This is a genomic window from Shimwellia pseudoproteus (genome assembly GCF_016415625.1).
Lineage (GTDB): Bacteria > Pseudomonadota > Gammaproteobacteria > Enterobacterales > Enterobacteriaceae > Shimwellia > Shimwellia pseudoproteus.
In genome coordinates this window covers 59,056-84,861 of record NZ_WBXP01000010.1, presented here as the reverse complement: position 1 = coordinate 84,861, position 25,806 = coordinate 59,056, and the positions used below count along the sequence as shown (strand labels likewise).

The window sequence follows — 25,806 nt, the reverse complement described above, 5'->3', positions numbered from 1 at the left end:
CCCGGTCATCGGGCAGATACCCCGCCGGTGCTGGATTATGCTACTATCAGCAGCCCAGTAACCATCCCCAAAGCATGACCATGAAATTTCCCGGCAAACGAAAATCCAAACACTACTTCCCCGTTAACTTGCGCGATCCGCTACTCCAGCGCGCCCAACCTGAAAGCGATGTCAGTACCGCCTGGGTGGTGGGGATTGACCAGACCCTGGTCGATATTGAAGCGCAAGTAGATGATGCGTTTGTCCGGCGCTATGGGCTGAGCCTTGGCCACTCTCTGGTGATTGAGGATGAGGTTGCGGAAGCGCTCTACCAGGAACTGGTGGCGCGGGATCTGATCACCCATCAGTTTGCTGGCGGCACCATCGGCAATACCATGCATAACTATTCGGTGCTGGCGGATGATCGCTCGGTATTGCTGGGGGTCATGTGTCGCAATATCCCCATTGGTAGTTATGCCTACCGCTATTTGTGTAATACCTCCAGCCGCACCGACCTCAACTACCTACAAGGGGTGGACGGCCCCATTGGCCGCTGCTTCACCCTGATTAACGCCCAGGGGGAGCGCACCTTTGCCATTAGCCCCGGGATGATGAATCACCTGTCGCCGGACAGTATCCCGGAATCGATTATTGCCGGTGCGGCGGCGCTGGTGCTGAGTGCGTATCTGGTGCGCTGTAAACCCGGGGAGCCGATGCTGGACGCCGCCATGTGCGCGATCCAGTATGCCAAAAAGCACGATGTGCCGATTGTGCTGACCCTCGGCACCAAATACGTGATTGCCGATAATCCCCAGTGGTGGCAGGACTTCCTGAAGCAACATATCTCGATTCTGGCGATGAACGAAGAAGAGGCCTGCGCCCTTACCGGCGAGAGTGACCCCCTGCTGGCGGCGAATAACGCCCTCGACTGGGTTGATCTGGTGCTGTGCACCGCCGGATCTGAAGGGCTATTTATGGCCGGTTATACGGAAACGGCAGCAAAACGCCAGACCCAGCACCCGCTGTTACCCGGGGCCATTGCCGAGTTTAATCAGTACGAATTTAGCCGCGCCATGCGCCGTAAAGATTGCCAGCAGCCGCTGCGGATATACTCACATATCGCCCCCTATATGGGCGGGCCGGATAAGATAATGAACACCAACGGCGCCGGTGATGCGGCACTGGCGGCATTGCTGCATGATATCTCAGCAAATAACTTTCACCGCAGCAACGTGCCGAACTCCAGCAAACACCAGTACCACTGGCTGTCGTACTCATCCCTGGCCCAGTTGTGCAAATACGCTAACCGGGTGAGTTATCAGGTACTGAACCAGCATGCGCCGCGTTTAAGCCGCGGCCTGCCGGAGCGGGAAGACAGCCTCGAAGAGGCTTACTGGGAACGGTAATACCGGGCGGGGGCTTGCCCCGCCGTCAGGATTAGCGGCTACTGGCAGGCCCGGTGGTTAGCGGGTCGGCAGCGGGAATATCGGCGGGGGCCGCATCGTCCGGCGCGGCCACCGGGGGGTTCATCAGGGAATACATGCACTTGGCAATTTCCCGTTCCCCCATCACCACTTCGCTAGCGCCACGCTCGCTAATGTAGGCTACCTCATCATCATAATGGGCCCGGGCGATAATCTCGATATTCGGGCATTTATCCCGGGCGGTGGCAACTATCTCACCGGCTTCATAACCGTTAGGGATGGTCAGGATCAGCCAGCGGGCGCAGTCCAGATGGGCGAGGTCGAGGATTTCTGCCCGGGCGGCATTCCCCAGAATGGTGCGGATCCCGCGCTGGCGTAACTCTTCAATACGGTTGCGGTTGGTGTCGACCACCACCAGCGGCACACCTTGTTCGGTGAGCTTATCAATCAGCAGGCGGCCAACCCGCCCGTAACCCACCAGCAGCGCGTGATTGCAGATATCCACCGGGTTCTGTTCTTCTTCTTCGATGGCCTCTTCCAGGGTCTGCTCATCAAGGGTTTCGTTTTTCGCCAGATAGCGTTCCAGAATGGCAAACAGGATCGGGTTGAGCATAATCGACAAAATAGCGCCGGCCAGCACCAGGCTTTGCCCGCTAGCGGGCAGTAGCCCCATGGTTATCCCTAGCCCGGCGAGAATAAACGCGAACTCACCGATCTGCGCCAGGCTTACTGAGATAGTCAGCGAGGTGCGCAGGGAGTGGCCGAACAGCCGCACCAGCAGGAATGCCGCCGCGGATTTACCAATCACGATAATCACCAGAGTACCGAGTACCGCCAGCGGCTGCTCCACCAGGATGGACGGGTCAAACAGCATACCGACGGAGACAAAAAACAGTACGGCGAAAGCATCGCGCAGCGGCAGCGTATCGTGGGCGGCCCGGTGGCTGAGCTCTGATTCGTTGAGTACCATCCCGGCAAAGAACGCCCCGAGGGCAAAAGAGACATCGAACAGTTCCACCGCGCCCATGGCAATCCCGAGGGCCATGGCCAGTACCGAGAGGGTAAACAGCTCCCGGGAACCGGTGGCGGCGCTGCGGGCCAGGATCCACGGCACCAGGCGGCGGCCTACCAGCAGCATCAGGGCAATAAAGGCGACCACTTTACCGATGGTGATCCCCATATCGACCGCCAGGGTGGCCAGGCCGACATCGCCTTTATCCAGCATATTGGCAACTGCCGGCAGCAGAACCAGGGTCAGCACCATCACCAGGTCTTCCACAATCAGCCAGCCAATGGCAATTTGCCCGCGCTGGCTGTCGATGAGCTGGCGCTCCTCCAGCGAGCGCAGCAACACCACGGTACTGGCGGTGGATAAACAGAGCCCGAAGACAATCCCGGTCATCAGCGACCAGCCCATCATCGAAGACAGCCCCATCCCCAGCAGCGTGGCCACGGCTATCTGGGCAATGGCACCGGGGATAGCAATGGTTTTCACCGCCATCAAATCTTTCAGGGAGAAATGCAGCCCCACCCCGAACATCAGCAGAATCACCCCCAGCTCAGCCAGTTCCGGCGCCAGTTTGGTGTCCGCCACAAAACCCGGAGTAAAAGGCCCAACCAGCACACCCGCCAGTAAATAACCGACCAGTGGCGAGATCCGTAACTTGTTGGCCAGCATCCCTAACAGAAATGCCAGGACAAGACCGCCGACAATGGTGGTAATTAACGGTGTGGCGTGGTGCATTCGCTCTCCTTAGGTAGAGGGGTGGTCAATACAATGGGGCATCCTGGTTAACAGTTTATGACAAATTTATCACTCGTGGTTGAGCATATGGGTGGTTTTTTACAAAAATATTAGTTTTGGAGTGAAAAATCACAAAGCGGCGGGTTTTTATAAAATAGCGATGCCTGCCGGGCAGGCCAGAAAGAGAAAACCCCGAATTATCGGGGTTTCCAGAGAGTTAGCCGTGATTGGCCCGGTTGTCAGGAAGAAATATTGTGATTATTCCCAGCAGCGGCAGGAAGGCACAGATCTGATACACCGTTTCGATGCTGGTATGGTCAGCAATCACGCCCAGCACCGCCGCACCCAGGCCGCCCATCCCGAAGGCGAACCCGAAAAATAGCCCGGAAACCATGCCGATACGGCCCGGCAGCAATTCCTGGGCATAAACCAGAATGGCGGAAAACGCCGAGGCGAGAATAAACCCGATGATAACGGTTAACACCCCGGTCCACCACAATGAGGCATGGGGAAGAAGCAGGGTAAAGGGGGCTACGCCGAGAATTGACCCCCAGATGACATATTTGCGACCAATCTTATCCCCCAGGGGACCGCCGATCATCGTCCCGGCCGCGACAGCAAAGAGAAAGGCGAATAAATGGAATTGTGCATTTTGTATCGTCAGCCCAAATTTGTGCATCAGATAAAAGGTGTAATAGCTGCTAAGGCTCGCCATATAAAAGTATTTAGAGAAAATCAGCACCAGCAAAATACACACCGCCAGAATAACTTTATTACGCGGTAAAGTTTGCACCACCGGTTTTTTCGGCTGGGATTTCGCTATCCGGTGTTGGGCGGCATACCAGCGGCTCACCTGGAGCAGCACGATAATGGCCAGCAGCGCCGCCAGGACAAACCAGGCGACATTTTTCTGGCCGTAAGGGGCAATGATAACCGCCGCCAGCAGGGGGCCGAGGGAGCTGCCGAAGTTACCCCCCACCTGGAACAGCGATTGGGCCAGGCCGTGGCGGCCACCGGAGGCCATCCGCGCCACCCGGGAGGACTCCGGGTGAAAGACTGAGGAGCCGGTCCCCACCAGAGCGGCCGCCAGCAGCACCATTTCAAAGCTGCCCGCCAGTGACAGTAATACCAGCCCGGACAGGGTAAAACACATCCCGACAGGCAGTGACCAGGGCATTGGGTATTTGTCGGTATAGTACCCGACCAGCGGCTGGAGTAGCGATGACGCCAGCTGGAAGGTCAGCGTTATTGCCCCGATCTGCATAAAACTGAGAGAGAATTCCGATTGCAGTAGCGGATAGATAGCCAACAATAACGATTGGATCATGTCATTCAATAAATGCGACACGCTGATGGCGCCTAAAATGCCAAACGCAGTGCCAGCCTTTTTGCGATTACCCTGATTACCGGCCAGGGAAGAGCCCGATTCACTGATAGCCATAGTGTCTGTCTTTATTATTGTGAAGGGATGCAAAGGATCTGCAGGTGGTCGTTACTTGGCTAACATACCTGTCTGTAAGCTATGATGAAAGTGCCTTCAGGAAAATAACATTACCTTGCTATTTATTGCGATGATTCGTTGTTATCTATGTTCAACATGGAGATTTTCGATGTTTTTCACGGGGAAAAAAGTTGCGTTAGTGTTGCTGGCCAGCTTAGTAATTAATGGCCAGGCGCTGGCGTGGGAAAAGGATAAAACCTACCGTATTACTATTTTGCACACCAACGATCATCACGGTCATTTCTGGCGCAATGAATATGGCGAGTACGGCCTGGCCGCGCAAAAAACCATGGTGGACCAGATCCGGGAACAGGTCGCCGCTGAAGGGGGCAGTGTGTTGTTGCTGTCCGGCGGGGATATTAACACCGGGGTGCCCGCGTCTGATTTGCAGGATGCCGAGCCTGATTTCCGCGGTATGAACCTGATTGGCTACGATGCGATGGCGGTCGGCAACCATGAGTTTGATAACCCGCTGACCGTGCTGCGCCAGCAAGAGAAACTGGCGAAATTTCCTTTCTTGTCCGCCAATATCTACCAGAAAAGCAGCGGCCAGCGGCTGTTTAAACCCTGGGCGCTGTTTAAACCGCAGGGGCTGAAAATTGCCGTCATCGGCCTGACCACGGACGACACGGCCCGGATCGGTAATCCTGCCTTCCTGAATGATATCGAATTTCGCTCACCGGTCGCGGAAGCCAAACTGGTGATTGACGAGTTGCAGCAAACGGAAAAACCCGATGTGATTATCGCCGCCACCCATATGGGCCATTACGATGATGGGCAGCACGGCTCTAACGCCCCGGGGGATGTGACGCTGGCCCGCAGTTTACCTGCCGGGGCGCTGACCATGATTGTTGGCGGGCACTCTCAGGAACCGGTATGTATGGCGGCGGAAAACGAGATGCAGCGCGACTATATCCCCGGCACGCCCTGTGCCCCGGATCGCCAGAACGGAACCTGGATTGTCCAGGCCCACGAGTGGGGAAAATATGTCGGGCGGGCAGACTTCGAGTTCCGTAACGGCGACATGAAACTGGTGCGCTACCAGTTGATCCCGATTAACCTGAAACGCACCATTACCTGGGCGGACGGCAAAACCCAGCGGGTGCTCTATACCCCGAAAATTGCCGAAGATCCGCGGATGCTGAACTTGCTCTCGCCTTACCAGCGCAAGGGGCAGGCCCAGTTGAACGTCAAGCTCGGTACGGTGAATGGGCGCCTGGATGGCGATCGCAACCAGGTGCGATTTGGACAAACCAATCTGGCCCAGCTGATTTTACGCGCCGGAATGGCCCGCAGCGGCGCAGACCTCGCGGTGATGAGCGGCGGCGGTATCCGGGACTCTATCGCCGCCGGGGACATTACCTATAAAGATGTATTGCAGGTGCAGCCCTTCGCTAACCAGCTGGCTTATATCGACCTCAACGGTAGTGAGCTGGTGGACTATTTAACCGCGGTGGCGCAGAAAAAACCGGATTCCGGGGCCTACCCGCAATTTGCCGGGGTGAGCTTTATTGTGCGCGGCGCCACGCTGCATATGGTGAAAATTAATGGCCAGTTGGTTAATTCCCACCGTACCTATCGCCTGGCGGTACCCAGCTTTAATGCCAGCGGCGGTGACGGGTATCCGGTGCTTGAGACGCGCAGCGGCTATGTGAATACCGGTTTTATTGATGCGGAAGTGTTAAAGCAGTATATCGAGCAGAACACCCCTCTGGACGCGGCAACCTTTGCCCCCAAAGGGGAGATTATCTGGCAGTAATCAGTCCCGACGCTTAATGTCCGCAAAGCGGGCATTAAGCAATCCGGCAAGGTCGGCGGCGGCCAGTTCAATATCCAGGCCCCGCCGGCCGCCGGACACATACACGGTACTAAAGGTTTCGGCCAGGGAATCAATCACCGTTGGCAGGCGCTTTTTCTGGCCCAGCGGGCTAATGCCCCCCCACCAGGTAACCGGTGCTGCGCTGGGCGACCTGCGGATCGGCCATGTCGACTTTCTTCACCCCCAGTGCTTTAGCCACCTTTTTCAGATCCAGCTGTGTGGCAACCGGGGTTACCGCCACCGCGAGGGTTTTCATATCCCCGTTGAGCGCCACCAGCAGGGTTTTATAGGTCTGCTGCGGATCAATCCCCAGCTTGCGCACCACTTCGTCGCCGAAATTGGTTTCACTGGGATCATGGTCATAACTGTGGAGCGTGAAAGCGATGTTGTTTTTTTCGAGTAATTTTACCGCGGGAGTCATGGAGCCCTTCTTTCATCATACTTATACGTTCTGTGCATCATACCGCTGGCCGGGCGCAGAAAAATAGTACCAAATTGCGCAATATCTGCCTGGCAGAAATGGATAACTTGAGCGACAATCCCGGCACCGGCGCGTATGCTGCCGGGATAACTAAAATAATGAAATTCCTCTTTGACGGGCCAATAGCGATATTGGCCTCTTTTTTTTAGCGCGCCAGCAGGCCCGGCAAATTGCCTTCGCCATACAAATGCAGTGCACCGACCGCCACCATATAACGCCCGGCGGGCAGGGCCGTGAGGTACTGCCGCCATGCCTGATTACGCTGCAGCATCAGCACGTCGTACAGCGTTTCGCCGAAGGTGTTCGGCAGCGCGACATGGTTTTCTTTTGGCGGGCTCTCCAGCCACCAGCTGACCATGAGCTGCATCAGTCTGGCATTGGTATGCCAGTGGGTCAGGGTATCGGCCAGCAGATCCATCCCGTCATCCTCCAGGGTCGTCAGCAGTGTGACCTGGCTGTCGGCGCCTTCCAGCTCTTGTACCGGCACCCCCAGCTCATGGGCGGCGGTGATCAACTGATGGTCAATCCCGTACTCCGGGTGCAGGCCAAGCTGTCTGGCTTGCCAGATTTGCAGGATCAAGGCCACCCGCCAGGCGGGCAGGGTATCAATGGTGTAAAGCGGTATCTCTAGCTCGTCGGTGAGGCGGCTAAGGTGCTGCCACTGATCGTCACTGAGCCGCTCATGCAGCGGTGGCCGGGCGGCTTCGGGGCCAAACGGGGAATCCCCCTGAGTGATGTCCGCCTCAACAATCAGCGCATCGCAATGGCGCAGTTTTTCCCGCAGCCGGGCAGGAAGGGGGGCCATGTCCCGGGTACCCATATGGATGCTGCCGACCAGATGAAAATGACGCTTATGGGGCAGCGAGATATCCAGTGCCGGCCAGGTGTAGCCTCCGGCCAGTAAGTGGTTCAGGTACATCGTCATTGTGCGGAGCAAGCCCATTTCGCGCAGTTCCCTGAGAGCAAAACATCATGCTAGCGCGTCCGCGAAGGTGCTGCAAATCCTTGTGAGCTAACAAAAAAAGTGTGGATTAACAAAAAAGCGCACCCCAGGTGCGCCTTTTCGTCGGGGAGGGATTAGTCCTTTGGTTTAAAGCGCAATAACCGGTTAGCGTTACTGACCACAGTAATGGACGACAGCGCCATTGCCGCCCCGGCCACCACCGGGTTGAGCAGGGTGCCGGTCAGGGGCCACAGGATACCTGCCGCAATCGGGATACCCAGCGAGTTATACACAAAGGCCCCGGCCAGATTCTGCTTCATGTTGCGCAGCGTGGCCCGTGAAATAGCCAGCCCATCGGCAACACCGTGCAGGCTGTGGCGCATCAGGGTCATGGCGGCGGTTTCGATGGCAACATCGCTGCCGCCCCCCATGGCAATCCCCACTTCCGCCTGGGCCAGTGCCGGGGCGTCGTTGATACCGTCACCCACCATCGCCACCTTATGGCCCTGCTGTTGCAATGCTTTAATTGCCTCGGCCTTACCGTCTGGCAGGACACCGGCAATCACCTGATCGATACCCGCTTCCCGGGCAATAGCCTGGGCGGTGACCGTATTATCCCCGGTCAGCATCGCCAGCCGGTAACCCGCCTGGTGCAGGCGTTGCAGGGCCGGTACGCTGTCTTCACGCAGGCTGTCGCGGATGGCAAACAGCGCCGCCAGTTTCCCGTCTACCGCCAGTAGCACCGGAGTGGCCCCTTCACTGGCCCAGCGCGCTACCAGGGCATCCAGAGGAGCGGTATCGATATGCTGTTCCTGCATCAGTGCCAGGTTGCCCAGTAACAACGGGCGGCCCTGGGCCACACCGCTAACCCCCAGGCCCCGCAGGGTGCGGAATGCCTCCACCTGGGGCAATTGTGTCTGCCCGGCGTTATCGACAATGGCTTTGGCCAGCGGGTGGCTGGAGCCTTGTTCCAGCGCGGCCGCAAGGCGCAGCGCCTCGGCGCTGTCGATATCCCCGACGGTGTCAATGGCGACCACCGCAGGTTTGCCTTCGGTCAGGGTGCCAGTTTTATCGAAGACCACGGTATCGACGCTGCTGGCGCGTTCGAGGGCATCGGCATCCCGCACCAGCACGCCAAATTCTGCGGCCCGGCCGACCCCGGAAATAATCGACATGGGCGTTGCCAGGCCAAGGGCGCAAGGGCAGGCGATAATCAGCACCGTGGTGGCAATCACCATGGTGTAGACGATTTGTGGTGCCGGGCCGAAGAAATACCAGATCCCGGCGCTGATCAGCGCGATAGCCACCACCACAGGAACAAATACCGCGGCGATTTTATCCGCCATCTGGCCAATTTCGGGTTTACTGCTCTGGGCCTCACGCACCATGCGGATAATCCGCGACAGGGTGGTGTGCTGGCCCACGGCCTGGGCCGTAAACTGTACGCTGCCGTCCTGGACCACGGTCCCGGCGTGCACTGTATCCCCGGCGGTTTTTTGCTGTGGTACCGGCTCACCGGTAAGCATTGCTTCATCAAACCACGCTTCACCCTGAGTAATGCTACCGTCCACCGGCACGCGATCACCGGTGGTCAGGCGCAGGATCATGCCGGGTTCAACCTCTGCCAGGGGGATGGTTTTTTCCCCGGCGTCGGTAACCAGCCGGGCAGTGGCCGGGGCCAGATCCAGCAAGCGTTCCAGCGCCTTAGAGGAGCGCGCCCGCGCCCGTTGCTCCAGCATATGGCCCAGGTTGATCAGACCAATAATCATGGTGCTGGCTTCGTAATACAGGTGGCGGGCCTCCGCGGGAAAGTGCTGGGGCCAGAGGTTTACCACGATGGAGTAGAGCCAGGCGGCGGCGGTACCCAGCGCCACCAGGGTGTCCATGGTCGCGGTACCGTTACGCAGGCTTTTCAGGGCGCTGCGGTAAAAATGCCCACCGGCAATTATCATCACTGCCAGGGTAACAATACCGATGGCCAGCCATATGCTGCGGTTATGGTCGGTGAGCATCATATTGTCACCGATCATCCCCCAGACCATCACCGGGATACCGACGGCCAGGGCGAGGATCGCCTGCCAGCGGAAGCGCTTAACCGCCGCGAGAGCGGTTTCCTGCTGGCGCTGGCGGCGCAATTGTTCATCTTCGATGGCCTCAGCCCCGTATCCGGCGGCTTGCACCGCCTCGACCAGGGCTTGAGGGGTTGCAGTGCCCATCACCAGGGCACTGCGTTCCGCCAGGTTAACCCGCGCCTGGCTGACACCGGGGACCTTCTGCAATGCAGTCTGTACCCGGCCCACGCAGCTGGCACAGCTCATCCCGTTGATCAGCAACTGCAGGCTGTTATCGCCGGTGCTGCTGTCGCTTGCGGCTGTCGGAAGGGGTTGCGGCTCCGCTGTCAGCACTTCCGACGGAGTTGTTGACTCTGCCAGCGGATCAGATTTTGGGTGGCTTGACCCCGCAGCGAGTTCGGCGTCATAGCCGGCCTGTTTTACGGTGTCAATCAGGTCGCTGGCAGAGGCACTGCCGGTGACCCGGGCGCTGGTGACTGTTACGTCGGCGCTGTCGACATCCGCACGTTGTTCAAGGCTCTCTTTGACGCGTTTTACGCAGTGTCCGCAGGAGAGTCCGTCTAGCTTGAGATCAATAACTTGAGACATGATTCGCTTCCTCTGTATTGGGCTGGGCATCCTCCTTCCGGGGAGAATGTATTCACTAATGATAGAGGGTAAACCTTCCAGCAAGGGTAAGGTCAAGCATTTACATCGCCGACGGGGAAAATTTGTTTAACCGACGCGTAATGGGCTTGATTCTGCGCAGGGTTCGCTGGCGCATTTAACGTAAACTGTGCGCCAAAATGACTGTTTCCCCCTGTTGATGCCGCTGGAGCCAGACCAGGGGCAGGGAGCCTAATAATGCTGATTGTTTCCGTGCTGCGCTGCGGTAAAGACTTCACCCCCAGGCACGCCCAGTGGCTGCACCGCCAGTTTGGCGCTACCCGTTCAGTATGCCTGACGGACGCAGGGGATATTCCGGGGGTGGAAACGGCACCGCTGCTGTATAACTGGCCGGGATGGTGGGCAAAACTGGAGCTGTTTAACCCCCAGCATCCGGTCATCGGCGCCCAGGACCTGCTCTACATTGATATTGATACGGTGATAACCGGCGATCTCGGCGGGCTGAACGGCCTGAGCCGGATGACCATGTTGACGGATTTTGCCTGGCAGGGGCAGGCTAATGCCCCGGCGGCGTCCGGTATTATGTTTATTCCCGCTAAAGACAAATACCGCGCCTGGCACGCCTTCACGGAGAATGCCGAGGCTATCATGGCTGAGAACAAGGCACCGCCATTCCACGGCGATCAGGGATTTATCGGCCAGATCTATCCGGATGCCGATCGCTGGCAGGATATTTTCCCCGGTCATATCATCAGTTATAAGGCGAATATTGCCACCCCCGGCATGCCGGGGTTCAGTGTTAAATTACATGATGGCGTAGCGGACGGCTCGCTACCGGGGGAGGCAAAAATTGTCTGCTTCCACGGCTCGCCGCGCCCCTGGCATACCGCACTTCCCTGGGTACCGGCGTTTTCGCTGATGAATACCTTAAAAGCGCGTGTTAAACAGTTCAAACGCACGATGCGGCGCGCGGGTTAACGCGCTGCCGGGGAAGCCTGCTGCTGATGGCGGGCAAGGGCCGCAATCACGGTGCGTTCGGACAACTGCAAATAGCACGCCATGGTGCTGGCGGCCTCGCTGTTATTGCCCGCCTGCAACAGGCTCAGGATATGGGCATTCTTTTCTATATACGGCGCGTGCAGCATCTGGTTATCGTTCAGGTGGCCAAAGGCCAGCCGTAACTCGGCGGAGATGTGGCGATACAGGCGGTTCATGCGCTCGCTGTCGGCCAGCTCAACCAGCGCGCTGTGGAACGCCATATTTTCGGTGCCCACACGGCGCCAGTCGCCACGCTCCCGCCACTGGCGGGCGGCCTCCACGGCGGCAGCCATTCTGGCCATCGCCGGGTGCATGGCATAGGCCTGGCGCAGCGCTTCACACTCCAGCAGACGGCGGATCCGGTAAATATCAATAATGGATGCCATATCGGGCAGGGCAACTTTCACCCCGCGGTTTGGCTCATGGTGCAGCAATCCTTCCTGGGTCAGTAAACGGAACACTTCGCGCAGGGTATTGCGGGAAATAGACAATTGTTCGCTGAGGGCGGCTTCGGACAGGCGGGTGCCTGGGGTGAGATCGCCGGCAATAATTCTCGCCCGAATATTCTCTGCGGTACGGTCAATAAGCGTCTGGGGGGGCGCCTGAGTTGTCATTACATCACCACCGGTGCGGCTGGGAACGGATAATACTCACATATTTGCTACAGCCCCACAAGGGGTGACCCCGGCCGCGCGTTGTGCTGCACGCTTGCGGGGCAGTGATCCGCAGTCGCTGCACTATCAACGTGCATGTTGTGGTGTTGCGTCGGTTATTCAGTGATCTGGCTCTGATTTTTTTAGCCGGGCTACCTCTGGGGATTGTTTAATTTCTCTTCACTATCTAGTGTATTGTTCAACAATCCAAATAAGATTGATTAACAAAACACAAACACAACTCAACAATGGTCCGGATATTGCTTGTTATGCTCACAACCACTATCCCGGAAGGAGAGCCTGCATGTCTGCTCTGGATACCAATAAAAAGGCGTTTATCAGCCACCGTCGCTCATCGCTGGTGGCGGCTATATTTCTGATGGCAACCTCTGCCATTGGCCCCGGATTTATTACCCAAACCACGGTATTTACCGCCACCATGGGGGCGGCGTTTGCCTTCGGCATCCTGGCGTCTATCGTGATTGATTTTGTGGTCCAGCAAAATATCTGGCGGGTGGTCACCCTGACCCGGATGCGCGCGGCCGATGTCGCGAACGCCGCCCTGCCGGGCAGTGGTTATCTGCTGGCGGTGCTGGTGCTGTTCGGCGGGTTGATTTTTAATATCGGCAATATCGCCGGGGCCGGTCTGGGGATGAATGCCATGTTCGGCCTTAACCCGAAGATAGGCGGGCTTATCAGCGCGCTGTTCGCCATGTGGATTTTTTCGTCCCGCCGGGCCAGCACCGTAATTGACCGGCTGATGATCATCCTGGGTTTATTGATGATCTTGCTGGTGGTGGGAGTGATGTTTATTACCCAGCCCCCGGTGGGTGACGCGCTCTACCAGACGGTGTTGCCGGACCATATTAATTTCGCCACCATCACCACCATTGTTGGGGGGACTGTCGGCGGTTATATCTGTTATGCCGGGGCCCATCGCTTGCTGGATAAAGGGCTGAGCGGCCCGGAACATATTGATGCGGTCTCTTCCGCGGCCAATAAAGGCATTCTGGTGGTGGGGATCATGCGCTATGTGCTGTTCCTGGCCATTCTCGGCGTGGTGGCCAGCGGGGTAACCATCGACCTGTCCGGCCAGGCCGCCAACCCGGCATCCCAGGCTTTTTATTATGCCCTTGGGGATATCGGTGTGCGGCTGTTTGGTTTTATCTTCTGGGCCGCAGCGTTGACCAGCGTGATCGGTGCGGCCTACACCTCGGTTTCTTTTATCACGGTGTTTAAAAAGCACCTGACGGACCGGCAGCGCAACATTGCCACTCTGATTTTTATTACCCTGTCACTGGCGGTTTATCTGCTGCTGGGCACTGCCCCGGCGGCCCTGCTGGTATTCGCCGGGGGCTTTAATGGCCTGGTACTGCCGGTGGGGTTAACCCTGTTTGTCTATGTCGGCTGGAAACGCCCGGACCTGATGGCGGGCTACCGCTATCCGCGCTGGCTGCTGTGGAGCGGGCTGGCTGTCTGCCTGCTCACCTGGTATATGGGGGCGTTATCCGTGGGCACTATCTTTAGCTTCCTGGAGATTGTTTAACATGTCTGAACTACCACACATTGATTTGAATAGTGATTTAGGGGAAAGCTATGGCCAGTGGACCCTGGGGGATGATAACGCCATTCTTGCCCTGGTCAGCAGCGCCAATGTTGCCTGCGGTTTTCATGCCGGATCGCCGGACGTTATCCTGGCGACGGTGCAGGCCGCCGCGGCCCGGGGGGTGGCTATCGGCGCCCATGTCGCTTACCCGGATCTGGTCGGCTTTGGGCGGCGCAATATGGATCTCTCCCATGATGAGCTGCTGGCAGATGTGATTTATCAGATTGGCGCCCTCCAGGGGCTGGCGAAGGCAGCAGGCACCCGGGTTAGCTATGTTAAGCCCCACGGGGCGCTGTATAACACCATTGCCCATAATGAGGCCCAGGGGCTGGCGGTGATCGCCGCGATCCGCGCGATTGATCCTGCGTTACCGCTGATGGGGCTGGCCGGGTCGCGCATTTTGTCCCTCGCGGCGGAGCAGGGGCTCAATACCGTGGCGGAGGCGTTTGCCGACCGGGCCTACCACAGTGACGGCACGCTGGTTTCCCGGCGGCAGGCCGGGGCGGTACTGCACGATCCTCACCAGGTGGCCCAGCGTATGTTGCAGATGATCCGCGAAGGGGGGGTTATCTCCGTTGAGGGGGCGTTCACCCCAATAACGGCGGACTCTATCTGCGTCCACGGTGACAGCCCGGCCGCCATTGAGATGGCGCGCCAGACCCGCGAGCTGTTAACCGCGCACGGCATTACCATTGCCCCGTTTACGGAGGGGCAATGAGACTGAACCACGCAACACCGGCCGCCATTGATGCGGCGCGCCAGGCGAGGGCAAAAATCCGCGCCGGTTTTGATGGCCCCACCGCCGGTATCGCCCCCGGGATGACGCAGGCCAATATGATAAGCCTGCCGGCAGACTGGGCGTTTGATTTTCTGCTGTATGCCCAGCGTAATCCGCAGAGTTGCCCGGTGCTGGATGTGATTGAGGCCGGTGGCTATCAAACCGTGCTGGCCGAAGGGGCGGATATTCGCTGCGATATCCCGCGTTATCGCGTCTGGCGGCAGGGGGAACTGGTGGATGAACTCACCGATGCCCGTGGGCTGTGGCAACAACAGCCTGATTTAGTCACCTTTCTGATTGGTTGCAGCTTCACCTTTGAAGCCCCGCTGATGGCGGCGGGCATTGAGGTGCGCCATATTACGGACGGCAGTAACGTACCCATGTACAAAACCAGCCGCCAGTGCCGGCCTGCCGGGCGGCTGTCCGGTGAGCTGGTGGTATCGATGCGGCCGATAGCCGCTGACCGGATCAGCGACGCGGTGATGATTACCGGGCGTTTGCCTGCGGTGCACGGGGCGCCGGTCCATATTGGTGATCCGGCCCTGCTGGGGATCGCGGATATTTCGCGGCCGGATTTTGGCGACCCGGTACGTATTGAACCCGGCGAAGTCCCGGTGTTCTGGGCCTGTGGTGTCACCCCCCAGGCGGCGGTGATGCGCTCCCGGGTGCCGTTTGCCGTCAGCCATGCCCCCGGGCATATGTTGATTACCGATATCCCGGATAATGCCTGGCTGGGAGGCTGATATGCACTTTCTGCCCGTCAACCTCGACAGTTTCCTGATTGAGCCCGGGTCACTGGATGACACCCTCGCGCTTTATGACGCCGTCACTGCCGCCAGGCACCAGGGCCTGCTGGTGGGCATTGAAGAACTGATCCCGGCGGCCAGGACCTTGCTGGTGCGCTTCACCCCCGGGCTAACCGATGCGGCGACCCTGTGTTATCGCATCCGCCAACTGCCCCCCGGTGGGGATGGCCAGCGCCAGCGTGCCAGTATCACGCTGCCGGTGTGTTACGACGGTGACGATCTGCCCGCGCTGGCGGAACGTCTCGGCCTGACGGTTACCCAACTGATAACGCACCACCAGTCGGTGTGCTGGAAAGTGGCATTTACCGGTTTTGCGCCGGGTTTTGCCTATCTGGCCAGCCCTGACTGGCAGTGGACGATCCCCCGTCGCGCCACTCCGCGCACCCGGATACCGGCAGGATCACTGGCGCTGGCCGGTGAGTTTTGTGGGATCTATCCCCAGGCCAGCCCCGGAGGCTGGCAACTGATTGGCCATACTGGCGAGGCGATGTGGGACATGGCGCGCCCGCAGCCCGCGCGGCTACAGCCCGGGGACGGGGTGCGTTTTGTGGCGGCTGACCGCAAAAATACGATTTCACTGCCCGGGCCTGCTGCCCGGGCAGAACCACCAGACACGGCGGCTGACGGGGAACCCGCGCTGACCATTATGACCCCCGGGCTGCTGACCAGTTGGCAGGACGGCGGACGTCCGGGCCGGGGTGCCATGGGGGTAGGCATTTCCGGTGCCCGGGATAATGCTGCCTGGCGGCGGGCCAATATGCTGGTGGGGAACCCTGACGTGGCGGCGCTGGAGATAACCGCGGGTGGTTTTCGGGCCAGGGCCCGGCAAGATGTGGTGCTGGCGGTTACCGGGGCACCCTGTCCCCTGACCCTGGTGGCGGCGGAGGGGCGTTTCCCGCTGGCCATGGAGCAGGCATTTGCGCTGCAGGCCGGGGATGAGTTGCATATTGGCCCGGCACAGCAGGGGGTGTGCAGTTACCTGGCGCTGCGCGGGGTACGCCAGCCTGAACCGGTGCTGGGGAGTGCGTCCCGGGACATTCTTGCCGGGGTAGGGCCACAGCCGCTCGCCGCCGGAGAGGCGCTGTATATTGACCCGGCGCTGGGCTGCCAGTCCGTGGCGGTCTTTCTGGCGCCTGCGGCGACGCTGCCCGGGCCCACGGATATTGTCAGCCTGGATATTGTGGCCGGGCCACGCACCGACTGGTTCACTGACCAGGCCCTTCACCTGCTCACCAGCCAGCTCTGGCCGGTGACGGAACAGTCAAACCGCATTGGTCTGCGGCTAAACGGCGAGCAGCCTCTGGCCCGCTGCCAGCATCAGGAATTGCCCAGCGAGGGGACCTGCATGGGGGCGATTCAGGTGCCCGCCAGCGGCCAGCCAGTGCTGTTCCTGCGCGATCACCCGCTTACCGGCGGCTACCCGGTCATTGCTGCGGTGGCGCCCCATCACCGGGATCTGGCCGGGCAAATTCCCCCCGGATGCCGGATCCGTTTCACGCTTATTCGCCCTTTTTTCCCGTTACCGGAGAGTGAGAACCACCATGAATAGCCACCATAACCGCCATAAAGTGTTGATCGCTAACCGGGGTGAGATTGCCGTCCGTATTGTGCGGGCCTGTCGCGATGCGGATATTGCGACTGTTGCGGTATATGCCGATGCCGACAGTAATGCGCTGCACGTGCGCATGGCTGATGAAGCCTGGGCCCTGCCGGGGGTAACCCCCCGGGAAACCTACCTGAACAGTGATGCGTTGCTGGCGGTGGCCCGGCGCTGTGGGGCCACCATGGTCCACCCGGGATATGGTTTTTTATCCGAACGGGCGGATTTTGCCCGCGCGGTACAGCAGGCGGGGCTTATCTGGATTGGTCCGCACCCGCACACCATTGAACAACTGGGGGATAAAGTCCAGGCGCGCAAGATTGCGCTGGCGGCCGGTGCGCCGCTGGTTCAGGGAACCGCCGATCCGGTGGCATCAGCGGCTGAGGTGCTGGATTTTGCCCGGCAATTCGGCCTGCCGGTGGCCATTAAGGCCGCCTTTGGCGGCGGCGGGCGCGGGCTGAAAGTTGCCCGCACCCTGGACGCGATCCCCGGGCTGTATCACTCGGCAGTGCGGGAAGCGGAAGCGGCGTTTGGCCGGGGTGAGTGCTATGTTGAGCAGTTCCTCGACAGCCCGCGGCATATTGAAGCGCAGATCATGGCCGACAGCCACGGCCATGTGGTGGTGGTGGGGACCCGGGACTGCTCGCTGCAGCGCCGCAATCAGAAACTGGTGGAGGAAGCCCCGGCCCCGTTTATCAGCCCTCAGCAGCGTGAGGCCATCCATGAGGCGGCGGTCAATATTTGCCGCCAGGCGGATTATCTGGGGGCCGGGACCGTTGAGTTCCTGCTCAGCAATGATGGCCGCTTGTCATTCCTTGAAGTGAATACGCGTTTGCAGGTAGAGCATCCGGTCACCGAGGAGACCAGCGGGGTTGACCTGGTGGCGGAGCAATTGCGGGTGGCCCAGGGGCTACCGCTCTCTTTTACGGCAACGCCGCCGGTCAGGGGTCATGCCTTTGAATTTCGCATCAACGCCGAGGACGCCGGGCGTGGATTTTTACCCACCCCAGGGCAGATAACCCGCTTTGTTGCCCCGTCCGGCCCGGGCGTCCGGCTGGACAGCGGGGTCGCCGAAGGGGATGCGGTGATAGGCCAGTTTGATTCGCTGATGGCGAAACTGATTGTCACCGGCGCAACCCGGGAGCAGGCCATTGAGCGGGCGCGGCGGGCGCTGGCGGAATTTACTATCGACGGGGTGGCATCGGTATTGCCGTTCCATCGGGCGGTCATGGCCGAAGCTGACTTCACGGTGGATTTTCAGGTCCATACCCGCTGGATTGAGACATGCTTTGCCGGGCGGGTTACCCTGGCGCCCCGGCAATTGCCTGCGCCGACACCAGCCGTGACCCGTAGCTGGATAGAGCTGGACGGCCGCCGGGTCACCCTTGGCTTTCCGGCGGGGTTATTGGCCAGCGGCACGGTCGCGACACAGGCGGTGACCGGAGAGATTACCGATGTTCCCGGGGCGGTGCTGGCCCCGGTGACCGGCGTACTGCATTGCTGGCTGGTGGAGGAGAATGCGGTGGTACAGGCAGGCGATGTGCTGGCGGTGATGGAAGCCATGAAAATGGAAGTGCCGGTGCTGGCCGAACAGGGCGGCGTCCTCCGCCAGCAGGCAACCGCCGGGAGCCCGCTGGCCGCCGGTACACCGCTGGCGATGATTAACGCCGCCTGATGGCTTTCCGCCGGGGCGCCGGCGGTAAATAAAATGCAGCTAATGTTGCCTGAGTGTTTTTATCTATTTAACGCGATGTTTGTTTTAACGCTAAATAATTTCACCGTCAGGTTTAAATTTTCTGTATAAGCCTCAGGTTTACTAAAGCGCTTATTTTTAATTTACTGAAAAGTATGGGTTTATTATTCAGGCTGCCGTGATTATCACCGCAGTCTATTTGTTTTATTACCACAAATAATAATCAATATTGGTATTGTGTGATGTAGAATAACTGCAGTAGATAAGTGCCAATCCAGATAGCGTACTGGGCGGGCATGAATGGCTCATGTAGTACATGAGATCTTGTAGCACTGCAGAACAAGGATTTAACGATGAGCAACTCTTGTGATACCACTAACACCCGTGAGAAAGAAGGGTGCGGCTGCATGGACGTGGGGACTATTCTGGATAACACCGATAATGTAGCCACTTTCAGCGCGGTATTTGCCAGCGAAGCTGAAGCAACGGCTAAGCGTGATGCCCTGGAGAAAAAAGCCCAGGAAACGGCGTCTGAACCTTGCAAGATCGAAACCACACTTGCGCCCTGCGATGGCGGTTACAAACTGGATATGAGTTTTGCTTTCGCCTACCAGGTTGAAACGGTTATCTTCCAGTTAGCGCTGCGCTAAGCTGATAGCGGGCCACTTCCCCCTTTCCGGTGGCCCCGCTGATACTCTCCTCCCGCCTGATAACCTGCAACCTCTGTTCCTCCACCATCGCACTAAAAAAAACGCCACCTGCGGACACAGATGGCGCGGCCTACATCCCTGGCAGGCGTGAATTACAGGATAATGCTGCCCACTGCGGCCAGCAGGAAGGCAATGGTACCCAGCAGCGTTTCCATCACAGTCCAGGTACGCAGCGTGGTTTTCTCGTCCATTTCCAGAAAACGGCCCACCAGCCAGAACCCGGAGTCGTTAACGTGGGACAGTACCGTTGCGCCACCGGCAATGGCCACCACCAGGAAGCAGAGATCGAACTGGCTCAGGCCCGGGGTAGCGGCCACCATCGGTGAGATCAATGCCGCGGTAGTGGTCAGCGCCACAGTCGCAGAGCCTTGCGCCACACGCAGGGCGGTGGAGATAACAAAGGCAGCCAGAATCAGCGGCATGCCGGTATCGGCCAGTACACCGGCCAGCGCATCGCCAATACCGCTGGCACGCAGTACCCCACCAAACATCCCACCGGCACCGGTAACCAGGATAATGCCGCAGATAGGGCCGAGGGCGCCGTCACAGACTTTTTCCAGGTGCTGGCGGCTGTGTCTGCCGCTGAATACGGCCAGGCTGAAGAACACGGTAATCAGCAGGGCTACCGGGGTTTTACCCAGCATACGCAGGAAGTTGACCACCATATTATTCGGGTCCACCCAGCCCATGACGGCGGCGGTGTTCAGGCCGGTATCCATAAAGATAAGCACCAGCGGCAGCAGCAAAATCGACATCACGATGCCGAAGGATGGCGGCTGATGGTTGGCATCTGGCTGAATATCGCCGAGGAAAGAAGACGGCAGTTTGATATCAAACTTTTTACCGGCATACAGGCCAAACAGATAGGCCCCGAAATACCAGGTCGGGATGGCAATGATCAGCCCGACAATCACCAGCAGGCCGATATTGGCACCCAGCAGTTCACTGGCGGCAACCGGGCCCGGATGCGGCGGAACCAGCGCATGCATAACCGCAAATGCACCGGCGGCGGGCAGCGCGTATTTCAGGGTCGAGCCACCAAACCGCTTCGCGACGCTGAAAATAATCGGCAGCATAACCACCAGACCGGCGTCGAAGAAGATAGGGAAGCCAAACAGCAGTGAGGCGACCCCCAGCGCGAACGGCGCGCGGTGGGAACCAAATTTATTAATCAGGGTATCGGCCAGCACTTTGGCACCGCCAGAAATTTCCAGCAGACGGCCGATCATCGCCCCCAGTCCGACCAGCAGGGCCACCCCCGCGAGGGTGCTACCGAATCCGTTGAGCAGGGTGGGGACAATTTTATCAAAGGCAATCCCGGTCAGCAGGGCCACAACGATACTGACCAGCGTCAGGGATAAAAATGCATGAATTTTGAAGCGCATTATCAGCACGAGCAGCAGGGCAACGGACCCCGCCGCAATTCCTAATAATGTTCCTGCACCATAGGCATATGTCAGTTCGTTCATTTACCACTCCTTGTATTTACGTGCGGCATCACCTGCGTGAAAACCGAATAACGCTTTTCAGTGATACCCGTAACATCATGCTGAACGCTGAGCTGTCCGGCTGTAAATAAAAAATGAAATATTTGGTAATATTTTGCGATGGGCGTCATTATTTGCCGTCAATAGCGTCGTGGCCTGGCCTGAAATCCGGGAATTCTCAGGTTGATTACAATAAATTAACAATAATAACGGCGGGGAATTTACCCGCGAGAACTAATAAGAAATATGACAGTGACGGGGGGATGGTTGCCGCAGCGCCAGCACCCTGACGGCTATCTATGTTACCGGTTAACATCTGAGGTAGCGCGCAACGGTAGCGGTAGCAGAAGGTATACAGCAGAAGAAATAAGGCCGGCAGGGACGCCCTGACCGGCCAGAGAATTACGCCTTCTTACGGGCGGAGAGTGAACGCAACAATACCCCGAGGGTTGTGCCGTTATGCAACAGCGCACTGGCACCCGGGGATAACCATCCCAGCGCGGCGGCCAGCATAATTGAGCTGTTTACCCACTCGGTTATCTTAATGTTGCTGTTAACTAGCTTCATCGCCTCAAGCGCCAGCTCGCGGGCGGTCGTCACACCATGCAGATTATCCTGCAAGAGCACGGCATCCGCCGCCTGCTGGGCCAGCTCGGTACTCTGGTTCATGGCCAGGCCGACATTGGCCTGGGTGAGTACCGGGGCATCGTTGATGCCGTCCCCCACAAATAGCACCCGATGGCCCTGTTCCTGTAGCTGACGCACCACCTCAACTTTGCTGTCCGGCGTGGACTGGGCGTAGTAGTGGTCAATCCCCAGTTCACAGGCCAGCTGTTGTGCCTTGTGTTCACTGTCGCCAGTCAGCAGGATAACCTGCTGAATACCGCCAGCGCGCAGCGCCGCGATAATTTCTGCCGCTTCCGGACGAACGTTATCTTGCAGGCCAATCATGCCGACCAGCTTGTTGTCCAGACCGATAAACAGCAGATGGCGCCCCTGATGCTCCAGCGCACTGATGTCATCCTGGTAAGGCGTGAAATCAATGGCGTAGTGCTCGCTCAGGAAATGGCGGCTACCGATCTGCATCTGGTGCCCGTCCAGCTCACAAATCAGCCCGTGAGCAATCACGTACTCGACTTCGCCGTGGTTGATATGCGGCAGCTCGTGGTGTTGCGCTGCGGCAACAACCGTGTGGGCCAGCGGGTGATTACTGTGCTCCTCTACCGAGGCGGCAATCGCCAGCAGGCGTTCAGCCCAGGTATTTTGCGGATCGAAACTCACCACATCGGTGACCGCCATATCCCCCATGGTCAGGGTGCCGGTTTTATCGAATACCACAGTGTCCACCGCCGCCAGTTGCTCGATGGCCCGGCCACCTTTCAGTAACAGGCCGCTGCGGGCAGCGCGATACATGATCGATTTAAAGGCAATCGGGGTGCTGAGCTTCAGGGCACAGGAGTAGTCCACCAGGAACACCGACGCCAGGCGGCGCACATCCCGGGTCATGGCAAATACCGCCGCGCCCACCCCGAGGGTGATAGCGACCCGGCGATCCGCCATCTGTTGGGTGACCTGCTGGGTTTCGCTACGCTGGCTCAGGGAGTCGGTAATAAAGCGCCGAATATTGGCCGTTGAGGATTCATCACCTACCCGCTCGGCCACCACGGCAATATTGCCTTCCTGCACCTGGGTTCCGGCATACAGCCAGGCCCCGCGTTCGCGGCGCACCGGTACGCTTTCGCCGGTCATGGAGGCCTGATTGATAAGCCCGACGCCGCGCAACACTTTGCCATCCGCAGGAATATTATCGCCGGGGCCCAGTAGCATGACATCCCCTTCTACCAGCGTGCTGGAAGGGATCTCGATGCTGTGGCCGTCGCGCTCGACCCATACCGGGTGCTCATGGGGCTGCATCAGGCTGGCCAGCAGCGCATCGGAATGGCGGCTGGTTTCCTGCTCCATATACTCCCCGAGGGTGAGCAGGGACTGGGTTATCATCGCGGTACGGTGATCGCCCCGGGCCATTGATACCCCAAGGGCCAGCGCGTCGAGGACTTCCACTTTCAGCTGGCGCCGGGAGAGCGTATGCAGCCCCTCTTGCAGGGTGGGGGCCGTCAGAAGCAGGGTGGAGAGGCCAGCCCATTTTTTAGGTAAAAACTGGGCCAGCGCCAGGCCGCCGACATTCACCAGGTTATCTGCCATGCAGTATTCTGGTTCATAGTCGCCGTCAGTGTGGTGTTGCCAGTCAATGCGCATCACACGCTGATACAGGCTGGCGTGGTCGGTCTGGCGCGGGTTGTACTCGATCACCGCAGATCGGGCTTCCGGGCGCAGGCGCACGCCGTTTACCCCCGGTAACGCGAGCAGCTGCTGGCGAAACCACATTGCACCGTCCGGATAATGCGCCAGTTGAGGAACCCTCAACCGCAAACGGCCGGGCAGGCTGTGTACGACGCTTATCACTTCCGTTGCAGTATGGCTCACTGGTTATCCTGCTCCTGGCTGCGGTAGTACTCCAGTTCCGCCTGCAAATCGGCCAGGCGCTCTTTCATTTCTTCCATTTCGCCGCGTACCGTTCCCCAGACTTTGCCGGCGGTATTGGAGATCCCTTTCTGTACCTGACGATTGGTCAGCAGATAGGTGATGGCGGCCCCGGCGACCATCCCGGTCAGCAGGTGGGTACGGGTATTGGACTGGCGATAATTCGCTGCCGGTGCTGTGGGTGCCATCATCGGCTGCTGGGGCTGTACCGGATACGGACTGTAGGCCACCTGGCCGTTGGGCAGCATATAAGGGTATAGATACGGGGTATTATTCTGTTGTGTCATGGTTCTGTCTCTTATTCTGTACTTCATCCAGGAGATACATACCGGCTACACCGGCGCTGACAATGGCCAGCATGGTGAGCAGGGGACGACCGGCACTGGCGTTAGCCACGGCCATTACGCCGCCGCTAATTAACCCGGCTTTCGTGGCATCACGGGCAACATTTGCCGCCGTCTGGTTCAGGGACTGCTCGCCGGTCTGGTAAGTTTTCCACTGCGCCAGGCAGGAGCTGGTGGCACCGACCAGGGCACCGGCAATCATGGCGCGGTTGACCGGGCTTAATGCATCACGGCTGTTGCTCATCGTCAGTGTCCCCGAAGTCCGGTTGCTGAGGCTGCGCGGCTTTACGGTTACGGGCTACTGACTCCTGGAAGCCTTCTTTACCGGCGCTTACCGTGTCCCGGAAAATGGTGCTGCTGGTGGTGGCGGTATCGCGGATATTTTCGGCACCGCTCATCACCGCCTCTTTCACTTTGTTGCCGCCGGATTTCAGCATCTCGCCGGTGCCGGACAGGGTCTGCATCAGCATGTTGCGCACGCTTTCATTGGTGAGCAGTAAGGTTGCCGCCGCGCCAATCATGGCGCCTTTCCAGAACTCTTTATCGTCGGCACCGATCATGCTGATGATGTTTTTCAGCATGCCCGCCTGTTCACCCATCATATCTTCTACCATCCCCTGGGCCTGATGGCTCCAGTCAAAACCGGCCGGTAACGGCTGGTGGTGATGATGGTGGTGGGGGTGTGCAAAGCCCTGAGGCGGCATCATTGGCTGGGGCGGCATTTGTGGTGGCATCTGCGGCGGCATGGGGTAACCCATCGGCATATATCCCGGCATCATCATGCCTGGCCAGACCGGCTGCTGGGGCCAGCCCTGAGGCGGCATCTGAGGCTGTGCGGCCTGATCTTTAGGCTGCGGCATTTGCGGGGCTGCCATGCCCGGCTGTGGGTACAACGGATAGCCGTAAGGTGGCCAGTAAGGAGGCAGTTGATTCTGAGTATCGTTGCTCATGGTTTTCCCTTTAAGAATTGGTCGATCAGTGAGACAGAATGGCGTGGATATCGGCCAGCGCCTGGCGGGCCAGGGGCTCGTCGGGGCCAAACAGTTGTGACAGCAGGGCAGGAGGAAGCGCCCCGGCGTTGTATTCCAGTAACAGACTACCGGTGGCAGTGTTCAGGGAATAGCCACGCAGATAACCATCCGGCGCGCAGAGATTTTCCAGGTCGCTAAGCCGGCGTTTGCTCAGGCTGGAGACCAGTCTGCTGGTAAACCGCAGACGAATGCGCCCGGGAATATGGTGGGCAATTTCTACATAGCGGCGAAGTGTCATCAGACTGTCTAAATCGTCTAACTGCATGCGTGTACCTGTCCGTAATGTTCGTGATAATCATTACTATATAGCGCGCTATATAGCGTTGTTACTGTAACCCAGAACCCCACTAAAGACTGATCATCAATAGGGTTATTTGCCGGAATGTTGCGACAGGTCAAATAATGCCGGGGGGCGGCAGGTAGGTATTAGCTGACACAAAAAGTGAGCAAAGAAACATAGCATTTATGCTAAACATAACGTAAATTATTCTCATTCCTGTTATCACGCGAGAATCATGCATGAGCCCCTATCTGCATCAAACACAAAACCGCATTCGCGTACGTTCTGATTTTATCCTGCGTAACCCGGAGCGGGTTGCCAGAGAAGTTGCGGCGATGGAAAGGATGCCGGGGGTGCTGGAAGTGGTACACCGCCGTTATGCTGGTTCTGTTGCGGTGCGCTTTGATGAACATAAAATCAGTAGCGCCACGCTGCTGGCTAAAATTGAATCCCAAAACTGGCTGAGCGTACAGAAGGATCAGGCCTACATTGATACCACGGTGCGCCAGTTGACCCGCAACGTGGCGAAAGGGCTGGCAGTCATGACCTTTAATATGGTGGTTAAGCCGTCGATGCTCAAAACCGTGGTGCAATTGATTCGCTAACGGGCCCCGGGGGTTGGCAAGTACGGCGCTGGCGCTACAATAGCCTTCCCGGTAGCTATTCTTAG

Annotated in this window: 21 protein-coding genes and 1 pseudogene; 10 read left to right on the top strand and 12 right to left on the bottom strand. The window is 58.6% G+C overall.

The window, feature by feature from the left end:
• The first annotated feature begins 80 nt into the window (after window positions 1-80).
• Window positions 81-1,385, top strand: a complete 1,305-nt coding sequence (locus F9C28_RS06730) for an inosine/guanosine kinase (RefSeq protein WP_199014470.1) — start codon at window positions 81-83, stop codon at window positions 1,383-1,385.
• Between the two features lie 31 nt (window positions 1,386-1,416).
• Here F9C28_RS06730 and ybaL read toward each other — a convergent pair whose 3' ends face one another.
• Together ybaL and F9C28_RS06720 are read right to left on the bottom strand one after the other, a co-directional pair.
• Window positions 1,417-3,147, bottom strand: coding sequence for a YbaL family putative K(+) efflux transporter (gene ybaL, locus F9C28_RS06725; protein ID WP_233148952.1), 1,731 nt, complete (start codon window positions 3,145-3,147; stop codon window positions 1,417-1,419).
• 217 nt (window positions 3,148-3,364) lie between these two features.
• Complete coding sequence (locus F9C28_RS06720; RefSeq protein ID WP_199014469.1) at window positions 3,365-4,588, bottom strand: MFS transporter; 1,224 nt, start codon at window positions 4,586-4,588, stop codon at window positions 3,365-3,367.
• 169 nt (window positions 4,589-4,757) lie between these two features.
• Between F9C28_RS06720 and ushA the strand changes: the two genes are divergently transcribed.
• A complete protein-coding gene (gene ushA / locus F9C28_RS06715; protein ID WP_199014468.1) occupies window positions 4,758-6,407 on the top strand; it encodes a bifunctional UDP-sugar hydrolase/5'-nucleotidase UshA in 1,650 nt (549 codons plus the stop codon).
• Here the strand turns inward: ushA and ybaK are convergent.
• From ybaK to copA, 3 genes and pseudogenes are all read right to left on the bottom strand, one after another.
• Window positions 6,408-6,888, bottom strand: a pseudogene (gene ybaK / locus F9C28_RS06710) (Cys-tRNA(Pro)/Cys-tRNA(Cys) deacylase YbaK).
• 205 nt (window positions 6,889-7,093) lie between these two features.
• Window positions 7,094-7,891, bottom strand: coding sequence for a TraB/GumN family protein (locus F9C28_RS06705; protein WP_199014467.1), 798 nt, complete (start codon window positions 7,889-7,891; stop codon window positions 7,094-7,096).
• Window positions 7,892-8,025: 134 nt separating this feature from the next.
• A complete protein-coding gene (gene copA / locus F9C28_RS06700) occupies window positions 8,026-10,551 on the bottom strand; it encodes a copper-exporting P-type ATPase CopA (protein WP_199014466.1) in 2,526 nt (841 codons plus the stop codon).
• A 255-nt stretch (window positions 10,552-10,806) separates the two neighbouring features.
• On the opposite strand from copA, the gene F9C28_RS06695 reads away from it, so the two are divergent.
• Window positions 10,807-11,547, top strand: coding sequence for a hypothetical protein (locus F9C28_RS06695; protein WP_199014465.1), 741 nt, complete (start codon window positions 10,807-10,809; stop codon window positions 11,545-11,547).
• Here F9C28_RS06695 and F9C28_RS06690 read toward each other — a convergent pair.
• Complete coding sequence (locus F9C28_RS06690) at window positions 11,544-12,221, bottom strand: GntR family transcriptional regulator (protein ID WP_199014464.1); 678 nt, start codon at window positions 12,219-12,221, stop codon at window positions 11,544-11,546. The genes F9C28_RS06695 and F9C28_RS06690 overlap by 4 nt on opposite strands.
• A 343-nt stretch (window positions 12,222-12,564) precedes the next feature.
• On the opposite strand from F9C28_RS06690, the gene F9C28_RS06685 reads away from it, so the two are divergent.
• The 6 genes from F9C28_RS06685 to F9C28_RS06660 all read left to right on the top strand — a co-directional run bounded on the left by F9C28_RS06685 (window position 12,565) and on the right by F9C28_RS06660 (window position 19,393).
• The gene (locus F9C28_RS06685; RefSeq protein WP_199014463.1) at window positions 12,565-13,806 is read left to right on the top strand and encodes an NRAMP family divalent metal transporter; all 1,242 of its coding nucleotides are present in this window, start codon (window positions 12,565-12,567) and stop codon (window positions 13,804-13,806) included.
• A 1-nt stretch (window position 13,807) separates the two neighbouring features.
• On the top strand, window positions 13,808-14,584 hold the full coding sequence (locus F9C28_RS06680; protein ID WP_199014462.1) for a LamB/YcsF family protein: 777 nt from the start codon (window positions 13,808-13,810) through the stop codon (window positions 14,582-14,584).
• Window positions 14,581-15,387: a putative hydro-lyase gene (locus F9C28_RS06675; protein WP_199014461.1), complete on the top strand. Its 807-nt coding sequence runs from the start codon at window positions 14,581-14,583 to the stop codon at window positions 15,385-15,387. Before F9C28_RS06680 ends, F9C28_RS06675 begins: the two co-directional genes overlap by 4 nt.
• 1 nt (window position 15,388) lies before the next feature.
• Window positions 15,389-16,999 (top strand): 5-oxoprolinase subunit B/C family protein, encoded by a 1,611-nt coding sequence (locus F9C28_RS06670; protein WP_199014460.1) that lies wholly within the window; start codon window positions 15,389-15,391, stop codon window positions 16,997-16,999.
• Window positions 16,992-18,725: an acetyl/propionyl/methylcrotonyl-CoA carboxylase subunit alpha gene (locus F9C28_RS06665; RefSeq protein ID WP_199014459.1), complete on the top strand. Its 1,734-nt coding sequence runs from the start codon at window positions 16,992-16,994 to the stop codon at window positions 18,723-18,725. Before F9C28_RS06670 ends, F9C28_RS06665 begins: the two co-directional genes overlap by 8 nt.
• 371 nt (window positions 18,726-19,096) lie before the next feature.
• On the top strand, window positions 19,097-19,393 hold the full coding sequence (locus F9C28_RS06660; protein ID WP_199014458.1) for a YfcZ/YiiS family protein: 297 nt from the start codon (window positions 19,097-19,099) through the stop codon (window positions 19,391-19,393).
• Between the two features lie 152 nt (window positions 19,394-19,545).
• Here F9C28_RS06660 and F9C28_RS06655 read toward each other — a convergent pair whose 3' ends face one another.
• The 6 genes from F9C28_RS06655 to F9C28_RS06630 form a co-directional block, all read right to left on the bottom strand.
• Window positions 19,546-20,922, bottom strand: a complete 1,377-nt coding sequence (locus tag F9C28_RS06655) for a GntP family permease (RefSeq protein ID WP_199014457.1) — start codon at window positions 20,920-20,922, stop codon at window positions 19,546-19,548.
• Window positions 20,923-21,342: 420 nt separating this feature from the next.
• Window positions 21,343-23,424 (bottom strand): heavy metal translocating P-type ATPase, encoded by a 2,082-nt coding sequence (locus tag F9C28_RS06650; RefSeq protein ID WP_199014456.1) that lies wholly within the window; start codon window positions 23,422-23,424, stop codon window positions 21,343-21,345.
• Window positions 23,421-23,768: a YtxH domain-containing protein gene (locus F9C28_RS06645; RefSeq protein ID WP_199014455.1), complete on the bottom strand. Its 348-nt coding sequence runs from the start codon at window positions 23,766-23,768 to the stop codon at window positions 23,421-23,423. Before F9C28_RS06645 ends, F9C28_RS06650 begins: the two co-directional genes overlap by 4 nt.
• Window positions 23,752-24,069: a hypothetical protein gene (locus tag F9C28_RS06640; protein WP_199014454.1), complete on the bottom strand. Its 318-nt coding sequence runs from the start codon at window positions 24,067-24,069 to the stop codon at window positions 23,752-23,754. The genes F9C28_RS06645 and F9C28_RS06640 overlap by 17 nt, the downstream gene beginning before the upstream one ends.
• Window positions 24,053-24,775 carry a YtxH domain-containing protein gene (locus F9C28_RS06635; protein WP_199014453.1) on the bottom strand — a complete coding sequence of 241 codons (723 nt, stop codon included), beginning with the start codon at window positions 24,773-24,775 and terminating at the stop codon, window positions 24,053-24,055. The genes F9C28_RS06640 and F9C28_RS06635 overlap by 17 nt, the downstream gene beginning before the upstream one ends.
• Window positions 24,776-24,800: 25 nt before the next feature.
• Window positions 24,801-25,121 carry a hypothetical protein gene (locus F9C28_RS06630; protein ID WP_199014452.1) on the bottom strand — a complete coding sequence of 107 codons (321 nt, stop codon included), beginning with the start codon at window positions 25,119-25,121 and terminating at the stop codon, window positions 24,801-24,803.
• Window positions 25,122-25,375: 254 nt separating this feature from the next.
• Between F9C28_RS06630 and F9C28_RS06625 the strand changes: the two genes are divergently transcribed.
• Window positions 25,376-25,741, top strand: a complete 366-nt coding sequence (locus tag F9C28_RS06625) for a hypothetical protein (RefSeq protein ID WP_199014451.1) — start codon at window positions 25,376-25,378, stop codon at window positions 25,739-25,741.
• Window positions 25,742-25,806 lie beyond the last annotated feature (65 nt).

Bases quoted from the DNA above. Each gene is read 5' to 3' on its own strand.
- F9C28_RS06680 (WP_199014462.1), top strand. From the start codon at position 13,808: ATGTCTGAACTACCACACATTGATTTGAATAGTGATTTAGGGGAAAGC.
- F9C28_RS06690 (WP_199014464.1), bottom strand. From the start codon at position 12,221: ATGACAACTCAGGCGCCCCCCCAGACGCTTATTGACCGTACCGCAGAG.
- F9C28_RS06675 (WP_199014461.1), top strand. From the start codon at position 14,581: ATGAGACTGAACCACGCAACACCGGCCGCCATTGATGCGGCGCGCCAG.
- F9C28_RS06685 (WP_199014463.1), top strand. From the start codon at position 12,565: ATGTCTGCTCTGGATACCAATAAAAAGGCGTTTATCAGCCACCGTCGC.
- copA (WP_199014466.1), bottom strand. From the start codon at position 10,551: ATGTCTCAAGTTATTGATCTCAAGCTAGACGGACTCTCCTGCGGACAC.
- F9C28_RS06695 (WP_199014465.1), top strand. From the start codon at position 10,807: ATGCTGATTGTTTCCGTGCTGCGCTGCGGTAAAGACTTCACCCCCAGG.
- F9C28_RS06665 (WP_199014459.1), top strand. From the start codon at position 16,992: ATGAATAGCCACCATAACCGCCATAAAGTGTTGATCGCTAACCGGGGT.
- F9C28_RS06625 (WP_199014451.1), top strand. From the start codon at position 25,376: ATGAGCCCCTATCTGCATCAAACACAAAACCGCATTCGCGTACGTTCT.
- F9C28_RS06670 (WP_199014460.1), top strand. From the start codon at position 15,389: ATGCACTTTCTGCCCGTCAACCTCGACAGTTTCCTGATTGAGCCCGGG.
- F9C28_RS06630 (WP_199014452.1), bottom strand. From the start codon at position 25,121: ATGCAGTTAGACGATTTAGACAGTCTGATGACACTTCGCCGCTATGTA.
- F9C28_RS06730 (WP_199014470.1), top strand. From the start codon at position 81: ATGAAATTTCCCGGCAAACGAAAATCCAAACACTACTTCCCCGTTAAC.
- F9C28_RS06635 (WP_199014453.1), bottom strand. From the start codon at position 24,775: ATGAGCAACGATACTCAGAATCAACTGCCTCCTTACTGGCCACCTTAC.
- ushA (WP_199014468.1), top strand. From the start codon at position 4,758: ATGTTTTTCACGGGGAAAAAAGTTGCGTTAGTGTTGCTGGCCAGCTTA.
- F9C28_RS06645 (WP_199014455.1), bottom strand. From the start codon at position 23,768: ATGACACAACAGAATAATACCCCGTATCTATACCCTTATATGCTGCCC.
- ybaL (WP_233148952.1), bottom strand. From the start codon at position 3,147: ATGCACCACGCCACACCGTTAATTACCACCATTGTCGGCGGTCTTGTC.
- F9C28_RS06640 (WP_199014454.1), bottom strand. From the start codon at position 24,069: ATGAGCAACAGCCGTGATGCATTAAGCCCGGTCAACCGCGCCATGATT.
- F9C28_RS06720 (WP_199014469.1), bottom strand. From the start codon at position 4,588: ATGGCTATCAGTGAATCGGGCTCTTCCCTGGCCGGTAATCAGGGTAAT.
- F9C28_RS06660 (WP_199014458.1), top strand. From the start codon at position 19,097: ATGAGCAACTCTTGTGATACCACTAACACCCGTGAGAAAGAAGGGTGC.
- F9C28_RS06655 (WP_199014457.1), bottom strand. From the start codon at position 20,922: ATGAACGAACTGACATATGCCTATGGTGCAGGAACATTATTAGGAATT.
- F9C28_RS06705 (WP_199014467.1), bottom strand. From the start codon at position 7,891: ATGGGCTTGCTCCGCACAATGACGATGTACCTGAACCACTTACTGGCC.